The 14,839-nt window shown below is 67.9% G+C and carries 15 protein-coding genes and 2 pseudogenes; 10 read left to right on the top strand and 7 right to left on the bottom strand.

Annotation, left to right across the window (positions count from 1 at the left end; genetic code table 11):
* A partial coding sequence (locus tag ADBZ6I_RS09685; RefSeq protein ID WP_526383216.1) for an AMP-binding protein occupies window positions 1-1,713 on the bottom strand: 1,713 nt, incomplete at its 3' end.
* A 36-nt stretch (window positions 1,714-1,749) separates the two neighbouring features.
* On the opposite strand from ADBZ6I_RS09685, the gene ADBZ6I_RS09680 reads away from it, so the two are divergent.
* Together ADBZ6I_RS09680 and ADBZ6I_RS09675 are read left to right on the top strand one after the other, a co-directional pair.
* Window positions 1,750-2,541 (top strand): acyl-CoA thioesterase, encoded by a 792-nt coding sequence (locus ADBZ6I_RS09680; RefSeq protein WP_526383214.1) that lies wholly within the window; start codon window positions 1,750-1,752, stop codon window positions 2,539-2,541.
* Between the two features lie 139 nt (window positions 2,542-2,680).
* On the top strand, window positions 2,681-2,974 hold the full coding sequence (locus ADBZ6I_RS09675; RefSeq protein WP_526383212.1) for a DUF4193 family protein: 294 nt from the start codon (window positions 2,681-2,683) through the stop codon (window positions 2,972-2,974).
* A 22-nt stretch (window positions 2,975-2,996) separates the two neighbouring features.
* On the opposite strand, the pseudogene ripD reads toward ADBZ6I_RS09675, so the two are convergent.
* Window positions 2,997-3,494 (bottom strand): annotated as a pseudogene (gene ripD / locus ADBZ6I_RS09670) (NlpC/P60 family peptidoglycan-binding protein RipD); the annotation flags it as partial.
* Between the two features lie 237 nt (window positions 3,495-3,731).
* Between ripD and ADBZ6I_RS09665 the strand changes: the two are divergent.
* Both ADBZ6I_RS09665 and ADBZ6I_RS09660 read left to right on the top strand, forming a co-directional pair.
* Window positions 3,732-3,908: pseudogene (locus ADBZ6I_RS09665) on the top strand (formate/nitrite transporter family protein); the annotation flags it as partial.
* Window positions 3,909-3,970: 62 nt separating this feature from the next.
* A complete protein-coding gene (locus tag ADBZ6I_RS09660) occupies window positions 3,971-5,362 on the top strand; it encodes an aminotransferase family protein (protein ID WP_526383210.1) in 1,392 nt (463 codons plus the stop codon).
* 21 nt (window positions 5,363-5,383) lie between these two features.
* Here the strand turns inward: ADBZ6I_RS09660 and ADBZ6I_RS09655 are convergent, their stop codons facing one another.
* Entirely contained in the window at window positions 5,384-5,713 is a 330-nt protein-coding gene (locus ADBZ6I_RS09655) for a hypothetical protein (RefSeq protein WP_526383208.1), read from the bottom strand.
* Window positions 5,714-5,783: 70 nt separating this feature from the next.
* Between ADBZ6I_RS09655 and ADBZ6I_RS09650 the strand changes: the two genes are divergently transcribed.
* From ADBZ6I_RS09650 to ADBZ6I_RS09640, 3 genes are all read left to right on the top strand, one after another.
* Window positions 5,784-6,764, top strand: coding sequence for a R2-like ligand-binding oxidase (locus tag ADBZ6I_RS09650; RefSeq protein WP_526383206.1), 981 nt, complete (start codon window positions 5,784-5,786; stop codon window positions 6,762-6,764).
* A gap of 308 nt (window positions 6,765-7,072) precedes the next feature.
* Window positions 7,073-8,614 carry a GMC family oxidoreductase gene (locus ADBZ6I_RS09645; RefSeq protein WP_526383204.1) on the top strand — a complete coding sequence of 514 codons (1,542 nt, stop codon included), beginning with the start codon at window positions 7,073-7,075 and terminating at the stop codon, window positions 8,612-8,614.
* A gap of 38 nt (window positions 8,615-8,652) precedes the next feature.
* Window positions 8,653-9,198, top strand: coding sequence for a hypothetical protein (locus tag ADBZ6I_RS09640; RefSeq protein ID WP_526383202.1), 546 nt, complete (start codon window positions 8,653-8,655; stop codon window positions 9,196-9,198).
* Window positions 9,199-9,268: 70 nt separating this feature from the next.
* Here ADBZ6I_RS09640 and ADBZ6I_RS09635 read toward each other — a convergent pair whose 3' ends face one another.
* Entirely contained in the window at window positions 9,269-10,186 is a 918-nt protein-coding gene (locus ADBZ6I_RS09635) for an HpcH/HpaI aldolase/citrate lyase family protein (protein ID WP_526383200.1), read from the bottom strand.
* A 312-nt stretch (window positions 10,187-10,498) separates the two neighbouring features.
* On the opposite strand from ADBZ6I_RS09635, the gene ADBZ6I_RS09630 reads away from it, so the two are divergent.
* Window positions 10,499-11,467: an MOSC domain-containing protein gene (locus tag ADBZ6I_RS09630; protein ID WP_526383198.1), complete on the top strand. Its 969-nt coding sequence runs from the start codon at window positions 10,499-10,501 to the stop codon at window positions 11,465-11,467.
* Here ADBZ6I_RS09630 and ADBZ6I_RS09625 read toward each other — a convergent pair.
* The 3 genes from ADBZ6I_RS09625 to ADBZ6I_RS09615 form a co-directional block, all read right to left on the bottom strand.
* The gene (locus ADBZ6I_RS09625) at window positions 11,464-11,628 is read right to left on the bottom strand and encodes a hypothetical protein (protein ID WP_526383196.1); all 165 of its coding nucleotides are present in this window, start codon (window positions 11,626-11,628) and stop codon (window positions 11,464-11,466) included. The two genes, ADBZ6I_RS09630 and ADBZ6I_RS09625, sit on opposite strands and share 4 nt — an antisense overlap.
* Window positions 11,629-11,702: 74 nt before the next feature.
* The gene (locus tag ADBZ6I_RS09620) at window positions 11,703-12,689 is read right to left on the bottom strand and encodes an o-succinylbenzoate synthase (protein WP_526383194.1); all 987 of its coding nucleotides are present in this window, start codon (window positions 12,687-12,689) and stop codon (window positions 11,703-11,705) included.
* A complete protein-coding gene (locus tag ADBZ6I_RS09615; protein ID WP_526383192.1) occupies window positions 12,686-13,567 on the bottom strand; it encodes a mycobacterial-type methylenetetrahydrofolate reductase in 882 nt (293 codons plus the stop codon). Before ADBZ6I_RS09615 ends, ADBZ6I_RS09620 begins: the two co-directional genes overlap by 4 nt.
* A gap of 73 nt (window positions 13,568-13,640) precedes the next feature.
* Here ADBZ6I_RS09615 and ADBZ6I_RS09610 point away from each other — a divergent pair, with 73 nt between their 5' ends.
* Together ADBZ6I_RS09610 and ADBZ6I_RS09605 are read left to right on the top strand one after the other, a co-directional pair.
* On the top strand, window positions 13,641-14,084 hold the full coding sequence (locus ADBZ6I_RS09610; protein ID WP_526383190.1) for a Fur family transcriptional regulator: 444 nt from the start codon (window positions 13,641-13,643) through the stop codon (window positions 14,082-14,084).
* Between the two features lie 14 nt (window positions 14,085-14,098).
* A partial coding sequence (locus ADBZ6I_RS09605) for a peroxidase family protein (RefSeq protein WP_526383188.1) occupies window positions 14,099-14,839 on the top strand: 741 nt, incomplete at its 3' end.

Below are 14,839 nucleotides of genomic sequence, written 5' to 3'. Positions count from 1 at the left end.
AACTGCGGCCCGAATGGCATCGACTGCCGGTGCCGGGTCGGATTTCGCTGTCCCGGTTGCTCTTTCGGCAACGACGATCAGGCACTCACTGCCGTCCACCGGCACGCTGAACGCAGCCACATAGCCGCGGCGCACCTGGGCCGATGCGTCCGCGGCGGTGGCCTCGATGTCCTGCGGGTAATGGTGGCGACCATCCAGGGTGAGCAGGTCCACGATCCGGCCCGTGACGTACAACTGCCCGTCGACGAACATCCCCAGGTCGCCGGTGCGCAGCCAGGCGGCGTCCAGGTCCACTCCGTCGGCCCTGCTGCCCGACGCCAGCCGTGACCGCAGACGGGCCCCGAAGACCAGCCGGGTCTCCTCCGGACGGCGCCAATAGCCGCGACCCACGTTGTCGCCGTGCAGCCAGAACTCCCCTACCGAGCCGTCGGGGAGCTCGTCACCGGTGGCCGGATCGACCACGATCGCGTGCAGACTGCGCGCCACCACCCCGCACGAGACGTGGGCGACTGCACCAGATGTACCGGCCGGGACCGCCAGGGCGTGTCCGGCGGCCAGCAGGTCACCGTCGAACCAGGTGGCCTGTGCCGCAGCGTCGGGCGGGATGTTGGCGATGAACAGAGTCGCCTCGGCGATGCCGTAAGACGGTTTGATCGCGGTGCGCGGCAACCCGTGCGGTCCGAACGCCTCGTTGAAGGCGTCGATGGCCGCCATGCTGACCGGTTCGGAACCGATGATCATGATGACGCCTGCCAGATCGATCTGGTCGCCGCCGTCGCCCGGCCGGCCGCGCTGAGCGGCCCACTCGTAGGCGAAGTTCGGTGCCGCCGTGACCACCTGTCCCTCCCGGGAGGCGTCCGACAACGCGCGGATCCAGCGGTACGGCCGCCGGACGAAGGCCGTGGGAGCCATCAGTGTCGAATGGCCGCCGTAGGTGGCCGGAAAGCCGATCATCGACAGACCCATGTCGTGGTACAGCGGTAACCAGCTGACGCCGTGGGTGTTTCGGTTCAGCAGGTCGATCGACAGAATCATCTGAGTCAGATTCGTCACGAACGCGCGGTGGGTGATCTCGATGCCCACCGGCGGCCGAGTGGCACCGGAGCTGTACTGCAGGTGGGAGACGTCGTCCATGCCGATGTGAGCGGGAGCGAATTCGTCCGCTGCGGCGTCGTCGATCTCGTCGACGACGATCACCGGCGGCCTGCGCCCGACCAGCGTGCGCAGGAACGCCTCGACCGCCGCACTGGCCGTCCGGGTGGTCAGCAATGCCGCCGGTGCGGCGTCGGCGAGCGCGACGGTCAGCCGTTCGGCGTGACCGGGCAGTTCCGGGGCGAAGAGCGGAACCGCGACGGCGCCGGCCTTCAGTGTGCCGAAGAACGAGCAGACGTAGTGCAGTCCCTGTGGAGCCAGGATGGCCACCCGCTCGCCGGCGGGAACCAACTGCTGGATGCGGGTGGCGATGGCCCGCATCCGACGGTCGAGCTGGGCCCAGGTCAGTTCCGTCACGTCTCCCCCCGGCGGCGACGACGCGCGGGAGAAGTCCAGGAACCGGTAGGCCACCGTCTCGCCGACGAAGGTGACATTGCGGTCGATCAGAGAGATCAGGGTCGTTTCCGGCGGCAGGGCGATCCCGCCGCGGGCGTCCACACAATCCTCGATCGCGAGCAGGCCGGTGGGTGCTTCGAACTCGCTGCCGGGTCCGCGCTGCATGCCGGAGAGTTTAGGGGCCACCGTTATCGTGGGCCGATGCCGAGCTGGATCGCCGACCTGGTTCGGCTGGACCGCAGCGACAGGGACGACGGCGACACCTTCCGAACCTCCACCGCGCTGGGCGCCGGTCCGCGGCTGTTCGGTGGCCTGATCGCCGCCCAGGCGCTCGCCGCCGCCGGAGCGAGCGTCTCCCCCGACCGGCTGCCGCAGTCGCTGCACGCCTACTTCATCAAGGGCGGCCGGGTGGGCGTCGACGTCGAGTACACCGTGGAGCGCACCCGCGACGGGCGCTCATTCGCCACCCGGCGGGTGACAGCGCGCCAGGACGGGGTGCCCATCTTCGAGATGCTCGCGTCATTCCACCGGCCCGAGGTCACCGTCGACTGGCAGCGGCCAACGCAGCCGCGGCTGACACTGGCCGACGCCACCACCGTCATCACCCCTCCGCAACGGTGGGCCGACTATTTCGAAGCCCGCGTCGGGCCCGGTGTGCGCAGCGAGTGGCCGATTCAGCCGTTCTGGTTCCGGTCCCGTGACCGGGTCGAGGACAATCCCCTGCTGCGGGCGTGTGCGCTGACGTTCATCTCCGATCTCGGCATGGTGACGACGGCCCGGCCGCCGGGAGCCCAGCAGCCCGGACCCGGTGGCGCAGCCAGCCTCGATCACGCGTTGTGGTTGCACCGCCCGTTCGATCCCAACGACTGGCTCTGCTACGACGCCGCCGGACTCAGCCACAGCGACGCCCGCGGGCTGGCATTCGGGTCGGTCCATGACGCCGCCGGCGCTCTGGTGGCCAGCGTCGCCCAGGAATCGCTCTGGCGGACGTGACCTGACCGGCGCTGATTTTGACCTGACCGACAAAAGGTGTTTAGACCCAGGGGGGTATGGGGAATAGGAGCGCATCAGGCCGAACGAACGGCCGGGCGCAACGACGGCCGGGCGCAACGACACCCCGAAAGGCACGAACATGACCGTTGACTACGACGCTCCCCGTCGCGCTCCGGTTGACGCCGACGAATCGCTGGACGAACTGGCAGTTCGGCGCAACGACTTGACGACGGCCGTCCTCGACATCGACGAGGCCGACGCGGTGGACTCCTACGAGTTGCCCGGTGCGGACCTCTTCGACGAGGAACTCATCGTCCGGGTGATCCCCAAGCAGCCCGACGAATTCACCTGCAGCAGCTGCTTCCTGGTCCACCACCGCAGCAGGCTCGCCCGCAGCCACAATGGCGAGTCGATCTGCACCGAGTGCGCCTAGCGGCGGTGAGCCGGGCTCAGGCGATGATCCGCACCAAGTAGGGCGACATCCCCGCGGTCCGCACCGGTGAGACCGTGACCGCGGTGTCGGTGACCTCCAGCATCTGGTTGTTGCCCAGGAACATGGTGACGCTCTCGCCGCCGTCGGGGCCGTAGAAGATCAAGTCGGCGGGCAGCGCCTGTGCGGGCGTCACCTTCTGGCCGACCTGGTACATGGCGCCCGACGACCGCGGCAGTTTCGCGCCGACGCCGGCGTAGACGTACTGCATCAGACCCGAGGCGTCGAAGCCGGCGGTGGTGGCGCCGTCGCCCTTGCCCAGGGTCGGGCCGTAGATGTCGCCGCCGCCCCACGAGTAGGGCACACCGCGTTGCGACAGACCCCGGGTGATCACATACTTGACCGCCTGCTCTCGGGACACCGGGGCGGCTGAGGCCTCGAATGTCCCCAGCCCCGGTGACGTGAGGCAGGTCGTCAGGATCAGCAGCACCATTCCCAGGACCGCCGCACCGACGCGCTTCATCTTTGAACCTCCTTGGGGCCCATTCCGGGATTTCCGTTACGGCCCTTGCGCTGATGTCCCATCAGTCACTACATCCACTTGTACAACAACGGGATCCGCGCAGCCACCCCGGCGGCAGTCCTTCCAGGGCGATTTGTCGAACTGTGATCCGACGGTGCCCTGGGCGTGCTCTGCCAGCCCCGATAGGTGTTCTGGCACACACCGGTGCGCAGTGGCGGCAGCGGTACTCCGACTGCCGTGAGCCCTACGAGCCAACGCCAATCCGGCGTCACCGACAGCCCCACCGAAGATCGCCTGGAGGAGGCGTTCAACCGCGTCGTCGACGAGGGCAGTCAACGCCTGCACCAACGCCTGCACCGCAATTGGCGGGAGGTGCTGGAGACCGGTTTCTTCGGCGGCACCGAGGTGGCGATGGCGGAGAGACCGCGCAGCGACAGGCCTCGCGTGCAACGTCAGGGCCGGTAAACTTCCAGGCCATGACTGCCACCGCCCGGCCCGAGACCGCACTGCCCAACGGGCAAGACATCGACAGCGCGATCGCGGAGGGCCGGCGCGCCTATGAACTGGACCGCCGGCACGTGTTCCACTCCTGGTCGGCCCAGGAGCAGATCTCGCCGATGACGATTCTCGCGGCGGAGGGTTCCTACGTCTGGGACGGCGACGGCAACCGGCTACTGGACTTCTCCTCCCAGCTGGTGTTCACCAACATCGGCCACCAGCACCCGAAGGTCGTCGCCGCCATCGCCGAGCAGGCCGCGAAGTTGTGCACGATCGCCCCGCAACACGCCAACGCCGCGCGTTCCGAGGCGGCCCGGCTGATCGCCGAGCGCACCCCCGGTGACTTGAACCGGGTGTTCTTCACCACCGGCGGAGCCGATGCCGTCGAACACGCCGTCCGGATGGCGCGCCTGCACACCGGCCGACGAAAGGTGCTCTCCCGCTACCGCTCCTACCACGGCGGCACCGACACCGCCATCAACCTCACCGGCGACCCGCGGCGCTACCCGAACGACTACGGCAGCTCCGGCGTCGTCCACTTCAACGGCCCCTTCCTGTACCGCTCGTCGTTCTTCGCCGACAACGAGCAGCAGGAGTCCGAGCGCGCCCTGGACTACCTGGAGCGTCTCATCGCCCACGAGGGCGCATCCTCGATCGCCGCGATCATCCTGGAGTCCGTGCCTGGGACAGCGGGCATCATGGTGCCACCCCCCGGATACATGGCCGGGGTCCGACAGATCTGCGACCGGCACGGCATCGTCATGATCGCCGACGAGGTGATGGCCGGCTTCGGACGCACCGGAAAGTGGTTCGCCATCGAGCATTTCGACGTGCTGCCCGACCTGATGACCTTCGCCAAAGGCGTCACGTCCGGTTACGTGCCGCTCGGTGGAGTGGCCATCAGCGACGCCATCTTCTCCACCTTCGCCGACCGGGCCTATCCCGGCGGGCTCACCTACTCGGGACACCCGCTGGCCTGTGCCGCGGCGGTGGCCACCATCACCACGATGGAGGACGAGGACATGGTCGGCCACGCCGCCCGCATCGGCAGCGAGGTCCTCGGCCCCGGGCTGCACGAATTGGCCTGCCGGCATCCTTCGGTCGGCGAGGTTCGCGGCCTCGGCGTGTTCTGGGCCCTCGAGTTGGTGGCCGACCCGAAGACCCGCGAGCCGCTGGCGCCCTACGGCGGATCCAGCCCGGCGATGAATTCGGTTCTGGCGGCGTGCAAGTCAGGCGGAATGCTGCCGTTCGCCAACTTCAACCGCGTTCACGTCTGCCCGCCCTGCAACGTCAGCGAGGCCGAAGTGGCCGAGGGTCTGGCGATCCTGGATGCCGCGCTCGACGTGGCCGACGGACACGTGGTGCACTGAGTCCATCAGGACGGCGGTCGGTCAGTTCGGCGAGGTGTGCTGAGCCAAAACGAAAAACAGCAGACCCACGCACAACAGCAGGTTCAGGGCCACTACCACCGCACCGGCGACGATCGCGCAGCGCACTAGGCGACGCTGTGTCAGCTGGCGCCTGGAACGTCGTTTCTCTGTCATCAGGTTGGTGGCCACCAGCGCGAAACTGACGTCCACCCATTCACGTTCGCTGGCCGGCCCGTCCGCCGCGATCTGACGCAGCCGCGCCGGCGGGATGTCCACACCGACGGCGCTGAACTCACGGCTGAGCCGCCTCGACTCCCCGCGGGAGTGAACCGGGTTCGGCCAGGTCGTCATAGCTCTCCGACTGTAGTTGCGGTTCACTGGGTACATACCCAAAAACCGGGACGAGGCGAGGAGTTCGGGAATGACACGCACCATCGAACACGGCAAGCGGAGCGGCACACGAACCGGCACACGAACCGGCTACGCCTCGCTGGGGCCGGGTGGTCTCAATCGGGATTCGTTCCCGATGCGGCTGTTCCTCAAGGGCAACGCCAGGCAGTGGAACCCGGCCGACATCGATCTGAGTCAGGACGCCCGGGACTTCGCGGCAATGACCGACGACGAACGTAGGTTGACCACGATGCTGGCTGCCCAATTCCTTGCCGGTGAGGAGTCGGTGACTCAGGACCTGCAGCCGTTCGTCGCCGCCATGGCCGCCGAGGAGCGGTTCGCCGACGAGATGTACCTGACCCAGTTCGTCTACGAGGAGGCCAAACACACGCTGGCCTTCCGGCTGTGGTTCGACGCGGTCGGCCTGACCACCGACCTGCACGAGTTCGTCGAGTTCAACGAGCCCTACCAGCAGATCTTCGCCCGCGAACTGCCGGACAGCCTCCATGCCCTGCAGCGCGATCCCGGGCCGGTCAACCAGGTTCGCGCCTCGGTGACCTACAACCACGTCGTGGAGGGTTGCCTGGCGCTGACCGGCTACTACAGCTGGCAGAAGGTGTGCACCAGCCGCGGAATCCTGCCGGGCATGCAGCAGATCATCAGACACATCGGCGACGACGAGCGCCGGCACATGGCGTGGGGCACCTTCACGTGCCGTCGCCACGTGGCCGCTGACGACGGTATGTGGCAGGTGGTGCAGGACCGGATGACCGAGCTGATGGGTCCGGCGATGGGGACGGTCGATGCCAGCTTCGCGATTTTCGACGACAAGCCGCCGTTCGGGATCGACCCCGCCGAGATGGGCGCCTATGCGGCCGACAAGCTGACCCGCCGGCTTGGGGCGATCGAGTCGGCGCGCGGCGCCGACCTCCGGCTCATCGACCGCGATGCCTCCCCGGAAGCACTGGAGGAACAGTTCCACAGCGAGGATCAGGTCGAGCTGACCCGGTGAGTCCGAAGGTGTCGTAGACGAAACCGAGGTCACGCCGGATGCGCTCGGGGTCGAGGTGGAATTTTTCGGGCGAATACTGATGGCGGCTGCGGTACGAGCGCTGCTTCTCCACAGGTTCTTCTGCGGGATCCGGCCGCCGGTGTAGGCCTCATAGAAGCAACGCAGCATCTCGCCCCCAGCGCGCCCCAGGACCTCGTCGAGGCGGAAGGTCAGCATGCTGGTCTTGGCCAGCGAGCTGTTATCGCGCGGCCTCGCGCAACCGGTCGACGCCCACCGGGGGCTGCGCGGGAGTTTCCTATACTTCGCCGATGCAATGCGATTACGTGGTGATCGGTACCGGATCGGCGGGCTCGGTGGTTGCCAGCCGCCTCAGCGCAGACCCCCGGGTCAACGTCGTGGTGCTGGAGGCGGGCCCGATGGACACCGACAAATTCGTCCACATCCCGGCGGCCTTCTCCAAGCTGTTCCGCAGCCCGATGGACTGGGACTACCTCACAGAGCCGCAGAAAGAGGTCGGCGGGCGCGAAATCTACTGGCCGCGTGGCAAAGTCCTCGGTGGCTCGTCGTCGATGAACGCCATGATGTGGGTACCGGGCTTTCCCGCCGACTACGACGAGTGGGCTGAGCACGCCGGCCAGGACTGGGACTACGCGCATCTGCGGACCTACTTCGACCGCGCGGAGAACGGCGCGCTGGTCATCTCGGCGCAGCGCAGTCCGCGAGCCTCGACGTCGGCCTGGCTGCGCGCCGCCGAACAGGCCGGATACCGGTCGATGGCCCCCGACGCCCCGGTCACCGACGGGTTCTGCGAGACGGCAGTGAATCAGCGCAGGGGCGCACGGTGGAGTTGTGCCGACGCCTATCTCAAGCCGGCGCTCTACCGGCGCAACCTGCACCTGCTCACCGGCGCCACAGTGAACAAGGTGCTCATCGGTGACGGTCGGGCGGTCGGGGTCGAGTACGTCAACGCCAAGGGTCACCGTCAGTTCGTTTGGGCCGCAAAGGAAGTGGTGTTGTCCGCCGGCGCGGTCAACACCCCGCAATTGCTGATGCTTTCGGGCATCGGTGACGAGAAGGAACTCGCCGAATTCGGTATCGGGGTGGTCCACCACGCCCCGGAGGTCGGCAAGAACCTGCTCGACCACCTGATCACCCCGCTCGGGTTCGCGGTGCGTCACGACAGCCTGTTCGACGCCGAGAAGCCCGCGCAGCTGGCCGAGTACCTGCTGCGCCGCCGCGGCATGCTGACCTCCAACGTCGGCGAGGCCTACGGGTTCATCAAGAGCCGGCCGGACCTGGATCTGCCCGACATCGAACTGATCTGGGCCCCCGCACCGTTCTACGACGAGGGCATCGGGGAGGCATTCGGCCACGGCATCGCCACCGGGCCGGTCCTGCTCAAGCCGAAAAGCACCGGCACGGTCAGCCTGCGTTCGGCCGACCCGGCCGCCAAGCCGATCATCGACCCGCGCTATCTGTCCGATCCGGACGGCACCGACCGGGCCGCGATGATGGCCGGTCTGTGGGCGGCGGCCACCATCGCCCGCTCCCCCGTGCTGGCCGACTACGTCGGTGACGTGGTGCGTCCCCTGCACGCCCGCACGCTGGACGACGAAACCCTCGAACGCGCGTTGGAGACCTGCTCGCACACCCTGTACCACCCGGTGGGCACCTGCCGGATGGGCCGCGACGAACGCAGTGTGGTCGATCCGCAGCTGCGGGTCCGCGGTGTACAGGGATTGCGGGTGGCCGACGCCTCGGTGATGCCCAGCATCATCCGCGGCCACACCCATGCCCCCGCGGTGGTCATCGGGGAGAAGGCCGCCGACCTGATCGCCGCCGCGCACTGACGGCGTTTGGCCCCGACGTGGGCGGGTAACGCGATGAAGTGGTCTCCCTTTCATCGATCCGTCTCGCATCCGCCCTTGCTGCGGCCGTCGTCGGTCTCACGGCGGCCGGTCCCGCCCCCGCGGACGCCCAGACCGTCCGCACCGGCGCGACCACTCCGATCACCGGGATCGGCAGCGACGGGTCGTTTCTCGGCGGCTATTTCACCGCAACCGATTTCGGCATCGACCCGGCCGGGCGCCTGGTGGCCAACGGCACCATGACCGGCACGCTGACCGCCGCCGGTATGTTGCAGCGCGAATTCAGCCAGCCGGTCACCCTCCCGGTGGATCGTCAGCAGAGCTCCCCTACGACGTGCCGGATGGTGGGAATGGCGCTGGGGCCGGCGGACACCACGGTCAACGGCGTGGATGTTGCGATCAAGCAGACCGAACTCACCATCACCATGTCCCAAGGGCCGGGCAGCCGCCAGGTCGTACCGCTGTGCGACGTCGCCACCCGGCTGCGAGACCCCAAGGCCACCGATCCCGGTCTGATCAACTCGCTCAACGAGATTGTGCGGATGGCGGCGACTGTCACCTCGTGATGTCAGGGCATACTACGAAAAGAATTGCGACGTCAGCGTTTTGGCACTGGCGCCGACCACAGTTCCGAGGTCAGTAGTGGTAGGTGTCCGACGGTGCCGGCACATGCACGGCCTGGTCGTCGAACTCCGAGACCCGAATCCCGTACGAGCGGGCCAAGTTGAGGATCTTGGTGGCACGCGCGATGCGCGGCAGGTCGGAGCCGTTGCGGATCTCGCCGCCGTCACGCTCGTACTCGGCGAAAAACTCCTGCGCCCAGGTGATCTCGTCCTGGGACGGCGACAGGCCCTCGTTGACCGTCGGGCACTGGTCGGGCGTCAGACAGATCTTGCCGGTCATCCCGAACTCTGCCGACACCGCCGTCGCCTCGCTGAGCTTCAGTGCGCTGGAACCGACCGTGGGCCCGTCGATCGCGCCGGGCAGGTGCGCCGCCTTGGCCGCGATGGTGAACCGCGACCGCGCGTAGGCCAGGGTGGTGGGGCTCTCCCCGAAACCGGTGTCGCGGCGGAAGTCGCCGATGCCGAACGCCAGCCGGAAGGTTCCCTTCGCCGCGGCGATCTCGGTGATGCGTTCCAGACCGCGGGCGGTCTCCACCAGCGCGACGATCGGGATGTCCGGAAGCCGCTTGGCGGTCTCGGTGACGTGGTCGACGGACTCGACCATGGCCAGCATCACCCCGCCGACCGAGGTCTTGGACAGCATCTCCAGATCGTCGGCCCAGAATTGGGTGCCGAACCCGTTCACCCGGACCCAGTCGGACTTGCCATCAGCCAGCCAGCGCACCACGTTCTGCCGGGCGGCCTCCTTGCCCTTCGGCGCCACCGCGTCCTCGATGTCGAGGACCACGATGTCGGCGCGTGATCGCACGGCCGGGGCGAACTTGTCGAACTGCGCTCCGTTGACCAGCAGCCAGCTGCGGGCCAGTACCGGATCGATACGTCGTCCCACATCCTGGGCGTCGGTGTCCCAGCCGGTGGCTTGGTCGTACATCGCTGTGGTCCCTGCTGCCTTCCGCTACGGAGAAGTTGCCGCTCCATAGTCGCATTGGCCGTCGTGGGCTCCAACACCAGCGTCCCTAGTCCGACGGCGGGCAACCGCCAGGTGGGCTCCAGTGCACCACCTTGGTCGTCGTCATGTGGGGGTTCGGGTCCAGCCTGCAAACGCGGCGCGGGCGATGGCCTGATCGCCGGTGATGGGCTCGGAACGAAAATGGCGAACGATGAGTTGCTGTGTCACCGCCGCCGGGTACCCCGGTGCCTCGAACCTTAAGGGATCTCGCCACCAACCCATTAGGCTCGCGTCATGGTCCATGCCGGCCGCGTCACCTCCCTGTGGAGATATCCAGTCAAATCCATGGCGGGCGAACGGATGCCGGCTGCCTATATCGGTGAGTCGGGCGTACACGCCGACCGCACCTGGGCGGTCCGTGACGTCGAACTCGGCATCACCACCAGCGCCAAGCGACTGCCCGGTCTGCTGCTGTGCACCGCCCGATACGCAGGCACGCCGCCACCCGACGCCGGGCCGGGCAACGCTCCCGAGGTCGTGGTCGGCTTGCCCAACGGCAGCGAGGTCTCCAGCGCGGACCCGGCCGTGCATCTGGCGCTGTCGTCCTATCTCGACCGCGACGTCGAACTGCGGCCGCTGCCGCCGGTTTCCGACCGCGGCCAGTACCGCAACACCATCACCACCCAGGCCGATCTGCGGACCATCTTCGGCCTCGGGCCCGACGATCCGCTGCCCGACCTCTCGATGTTCCCGGTGCGCAAACTCGGCGAGATCAGCCGCTACGCCACTCCGGTGGGCAGCTACGTCGACGCGTATCCGGTGCACCTGCTGACCGAACAGTCGCTGGCCGCCATGTCGGTATTCGCCCCGGGATCGGACTTCGACGAGCGGAGGTTTCGGCCGACGATCCTCATCGACTCCCCCGGCTCCGGCCAGCCGGAGCTGAGTTGGTGCGGCGGGGTGTTGCGGGCTCCCGACGTGGCCCTGTCGCCGCTGATCCCGACCGTGCGGTGCGTCATGCCGTCTCACGAGCAGCCCGACCTCGCCCGTGACCCGGCGGTCACCCGGACCGTCGCCGCGCACGCCCGTCGCTGTCTGGGGGTGTACGGCACCGTGCGCACACCGGGCCGCATCGCCGAGGGCGACCTGCTGCAGCTCGATCCCCCGACGCGTTCCGGGGTGGGCGCCACGGCGGGATCCGCGTTCGCTCTGATGAAGCGCGCGGTCATGGGCGCGGTATCCGCGGCGCTACCGCGCGGTTAGATCCAGAGCGTCCAGCACACCAGCAGGACCGAGGTCGAGATGATCAGGGTCGACCACCAGACGATCATCGTCGTGGTGTGCGACTCGAACGGCGACAGTGATTGCGGGGCTACCGACGGCAGGCTCGTCGGACGGTTGTCTCGCGTCGTGCTGTCGTTCATCGCCGCGGCATACCCGGCCTCAACAGGGCGAAACGTCGGGTTGGTAACCGGCGATCACCGCTCGCTCCGGGCGATTACAAGTACACCTGGGCGGCGGTCAGTCGCCGCCGCCAGCGGTTGACGGTCCGGGGATCCGACGGTGCCAGATCGGCCAGCCGGGCACGGTCCGGGCCCGGTGGCATCGGAGCGACGGGCAGGTGGCCGTCCACCGGGACCAGACGGCGGCCCGGTGTCACCACGTCCCCGCTCAGCAGCAGCGCGCTGGCCAGCGCACTGGCATAGCCGCTGTCGGGCAGCACCCCGGCCAGCGCCAGGCCGCCGGCAAGGCCCACGCTGGTCTCCAGTTCCGCGGCCACGGTGCACGGCAGCCCGCAGGTCTCGGCCACCCGCAGCGAGCGCCGCACCCCGCCGAGCGGCCCGACGGTCAGCACCGCGATGTCAGCGGCGTCGTGCAGGCGCTGCCGGTCTGCGTCAAGGGAGAAAACACCATCGCGGATCGACTGGTCGACGGCGACAGGCACGCTGACCCGGCGGCGGACCGCCGCAACGTCGTCCAGGCTGCGACAGGGCTGTTCGACGAACTCCATGCCGCCGGCCGCCCGGTCCAGGTCGGCGATCGCCGCGACCGCGGTCTCGAGGTCCCAGTTGCCGTTGGCGTCGCAGCGGATCGCCGCCGACGGGCCCAAGGCGTCGCGGACCGCTTCAACCCGCGCGACGTCGGCGGCCAGCGAACCCGGGCTGTCGCCCACCCGCACCGCCGCGGTGGCGCAGCCGGAGTTTGCCACGATCTGCCGTGCCCGGTCAGGATCGACCGCCGGCACGGTCACCGCGACTGGCACGCGGCCGCGGACCGGATCGGGCCAGCCGACGGTTCCGACCTCGATGGCCGCAGTCAACCAGCGGCCGTCCTGCCGGTCGTCGCTGCCCGGAGGCGGGCTGAACTCGCCCCAGCCCTGCGGACCTTCAATCACCATGCCCTCGCAGACCGTCACTCCGCCGACCGGGTCGGTGAGGGCGATGGCGAAAATCGGGGCGGCGTCGAAGTCGATCCAGGTCTTCACCGGGGCGACCAGTACGCCAACATCTCCGCGAAGGTGTCGAATGCCGGCGCCGACGGGCCGTAGGTGGCCTCCAGGTGCACGCTCAGCGGGAAGCCGAGGTCGACGACCCCGTCGATGACCCGCTTGTAGAGATCGAGCATCTTGCGGCGCTTGTCGTCGGGTTCCAGACCGGCAATCGACCTGACGAACTCCTGCTCTGCCTCCACCACCGGGTTACCCGGGTCCTGGATGAGCCAGTTGATCAGGCCCACTTTGCTTTCCAGCTTCGGCACGAACCCGAACGACAACAGGATTTCCGGCCGTTGCTCGCTGTGCCGGGCGAAGTCGCGGAGGAAACCGACGATCGCGTCGGAGTAGAGCAGCTGGGTCAGTGCGTAGGTGGCACCCTTGTCGCACTTGAAGTTGAAACGACCGGCTTCGCTGTCGCGGGTGGGGATCAGCACCACACCGCGGTTGGGCACCAGATCCTGGTACATCCACAGTGCGTCGGTAGGCGGAACACCCTCACCCTGGCCGTCGGTCATGGTGCGCGGCACACCGACGAAGGCGATCCCGTCCATGCCGGCGGTGCGCAGGTCCGACAGACGATTACGCAGCGTCGAGTCGTCGAGGAATGACGTCACCTGGGTACAGAGTCCACGCACCCCGGGCAGCTCGGGAGAGACCAGATTCCAGTAGTCGAGGACATCGAGCTTGGGCTTCATCTCGATCGGCCGGCCGGCGTCCTCGTCGATCATCCCCGGGATCATGACGTGGCCGATCGTGATGCCCGTCTCAGCCGCGAACTTCATTGTCTTGCGGGCTTCTTCGACCCGCTCGCCCGCGGAGCGGTCGACGTTGGCGGGCACGAGTTCGTAAGCCACGGTGTTGAACGACATGGTTCATTACCTTACCTAGGTTGCTAGCGCACTAGTCTTGACCGGGTCCAGAAAAGGGCTAAGGTTGGATCCCATGGTGGGGAATTTCGGTGCACGCGACGAACTGCGGTCCGCCGACCTGCGGGTTACCCGCCCCCGACTGGCCGTTCTCGAGGCCGTGCACGCCCACCCGCACGCCGACACCGACACCATCCTCGGAGCCGTCCGGCAAATTCTGCCGGAGGTGTCCCGCCAAGCCGTCTACGACGTCCTGGCCGCGCTGACGGTGGCCGGGCTGGTCCGCAGGATCCAGCCGTCGGGATCTCCTGCCCGCTACGAGGCGCGGGTCGGCGACAACCACCACCACCTCGTGTGCCGCTCCTGCGGAACCATCGGCGACGTCGACTGCGCGGTGGACGAGGTGGCCTGCCTGACCCCCTCCGACGACAAAGGTTTCGTGGTCGACGAGGCCGAAGTCATCTACTGGGGCCAGTGCCCCGCGTGCGTCACAGAGTTGTCAACGCAATCAACAAAATAGTAAGGAAGGACGACGTGTCTCAGAGCGAGAGCGAAAACCCGGCAATCAAGTCCCCAGAGCCCACGGCTCACCGCCCGATGACCAACCAGGACTGGTGGCCCAACCAGCTCGACGTGTCGGTGCTGCACGGCCAATCCAACAAGGCCAATCCTCTTGGCGAGAAGTTCGACTACGCGAAGGAATTCGCCAAGCTGGACATCGACGCCCTCAAGCGTGATCTGACCTCCCTGATGACCCAGTCCCAGGACTGGTGGCCCGCCGACTACGGCCACTACGGCGGCCTGTTCATCCGGTTGAGCTGGCACGCCGCCGGCACCTACCGCACCACCGACGGCCGCGGCGGCGCCGGACTGGGCTCCCAGCGGTTCGCTCCGCTGGACTCCTGGCCGGACAACGCCAACCTGGACAAGGCCCGCCGCCTGCTGTGGCCGCTCAAGCAGAAGTACGGCCAGAAGATCTCCTGGGCAGACCTGCTGGTGCTGGCCGGCAACGTCGCCCTGGAATCGATGGGCTTTGAGACCTTCGGCTTCGCCTTCGGCCGTGAGGACATCTGGGAGCCCGAGGAGATCTACTGGGGTTCGGAGTCGGAGTGGCTCGGCGATTCGCGGTACAGCGGTGAGCGCGAACTGGCCAACCCCTTCGGCGCAGTGCAGATGGGCCTGATCTACGTCAACCCCGAGGGTCCCAACGGCAAGCCCGATCCGCTGGCCGCCGCCCACGACATCCGCGAGACCTTCGGGCGGATGGCGATGAAC

The sequence above is a fragment of the Mycobacterium sp. genome (assembly GCF_044342925.1).
Lineage (GTDB): Bacteria > Actinomycetota > Actinomycetes > Mycobacteriales > Mycobacteriaceae > Mycobacterium.
This window is presented reverse-complemented; position numbering and strand designations above follow the sequence as displayed.

Excerpts from the sequence above, each read along its gene's own strand:
- ADBZ6I_RS09680 (WP_526383214.1), top strand. The coding sequence starts at position 1,750 with ATGCCGAGCTGGATCGCCGACCTGGTTCGGCTGGACCGCAGCGACAGG.
- ADBZ6I_RS09675 (WP_526383212.1), top strand. The coding sequence starts at position 2,681 with ATGACCGTTGACTACGACGCTCCCCGTCGCGCTCCGGTTGACGCCGAC.
- ADBZ6I_RS09660 (WP_526383210.1), top strand. The coding sequence starts at position 3,971 with ATGACTGCCACCGCCCGGCCCGAGACCGCACTGCCCAACGGGCAAGAC.
- ADBZ6I_RS09655 (WP_526383208.1), bottom strand. The coding sequence starts at position 5,713 with ATGACGACCTGGCCGAACCCGGTTCACTCCCGCGGGGAGTCGAGGCGG.
- ADBZ6I_RS09650 (WP_526383206.1), top strand. The coding sequence starts at position 5,784 with ATGACACGCACCATCGAACACGGCAAGCGGAGCGGCACACGAACCGGC.
- ADBZ6I_RS09645 (WP_526383204.1), top strand. The coding sequence starts at position 7,073 with ATGCAATGCGATTACGTGGTGATCGGTACCGGATCGGCGGGCTCGGTG.
- ADBZ6I_RS09635 (WP_526383200.1), bottom strand. The coding sequence starts at position 10,186 with ATGTACGACCAAGCCACCGGCTGGGACACCGACGCCCAGGATGTGGGA.
- ADBZ6I_RS09630 (WP_526383198.1), top strand. The coding sequence starts at position 10,499 with ATGGTCCATGCCGGCCGCGTCACCTCCCTGTGGAGATATCCAGTCAAA.
- ADBZ6I_RS09625 (WP_526383196.1), bottom strand. The coding sequence starts at position 11,628 with ATGAACGACAGCACGACGCGAGACAACCGTCCGACGAGCCTGCCGTCG.
- ADBZ6I_RS09615 (WP_526383192.1), bottom strand. The coding sequence starts at position 13,567 with ATGTCGTTCAACACCGTGGCTTACGAACTCGTGCCCGCCAACGTCGAC.
- ADBZ6I_RS09610 (WP_526383190.1), top strand. The coding sequence starts at position 13,641 with ATGGTGGGGAATTTCGGTGCACGCGACGAACTGCGGTCCGCCGACCTG.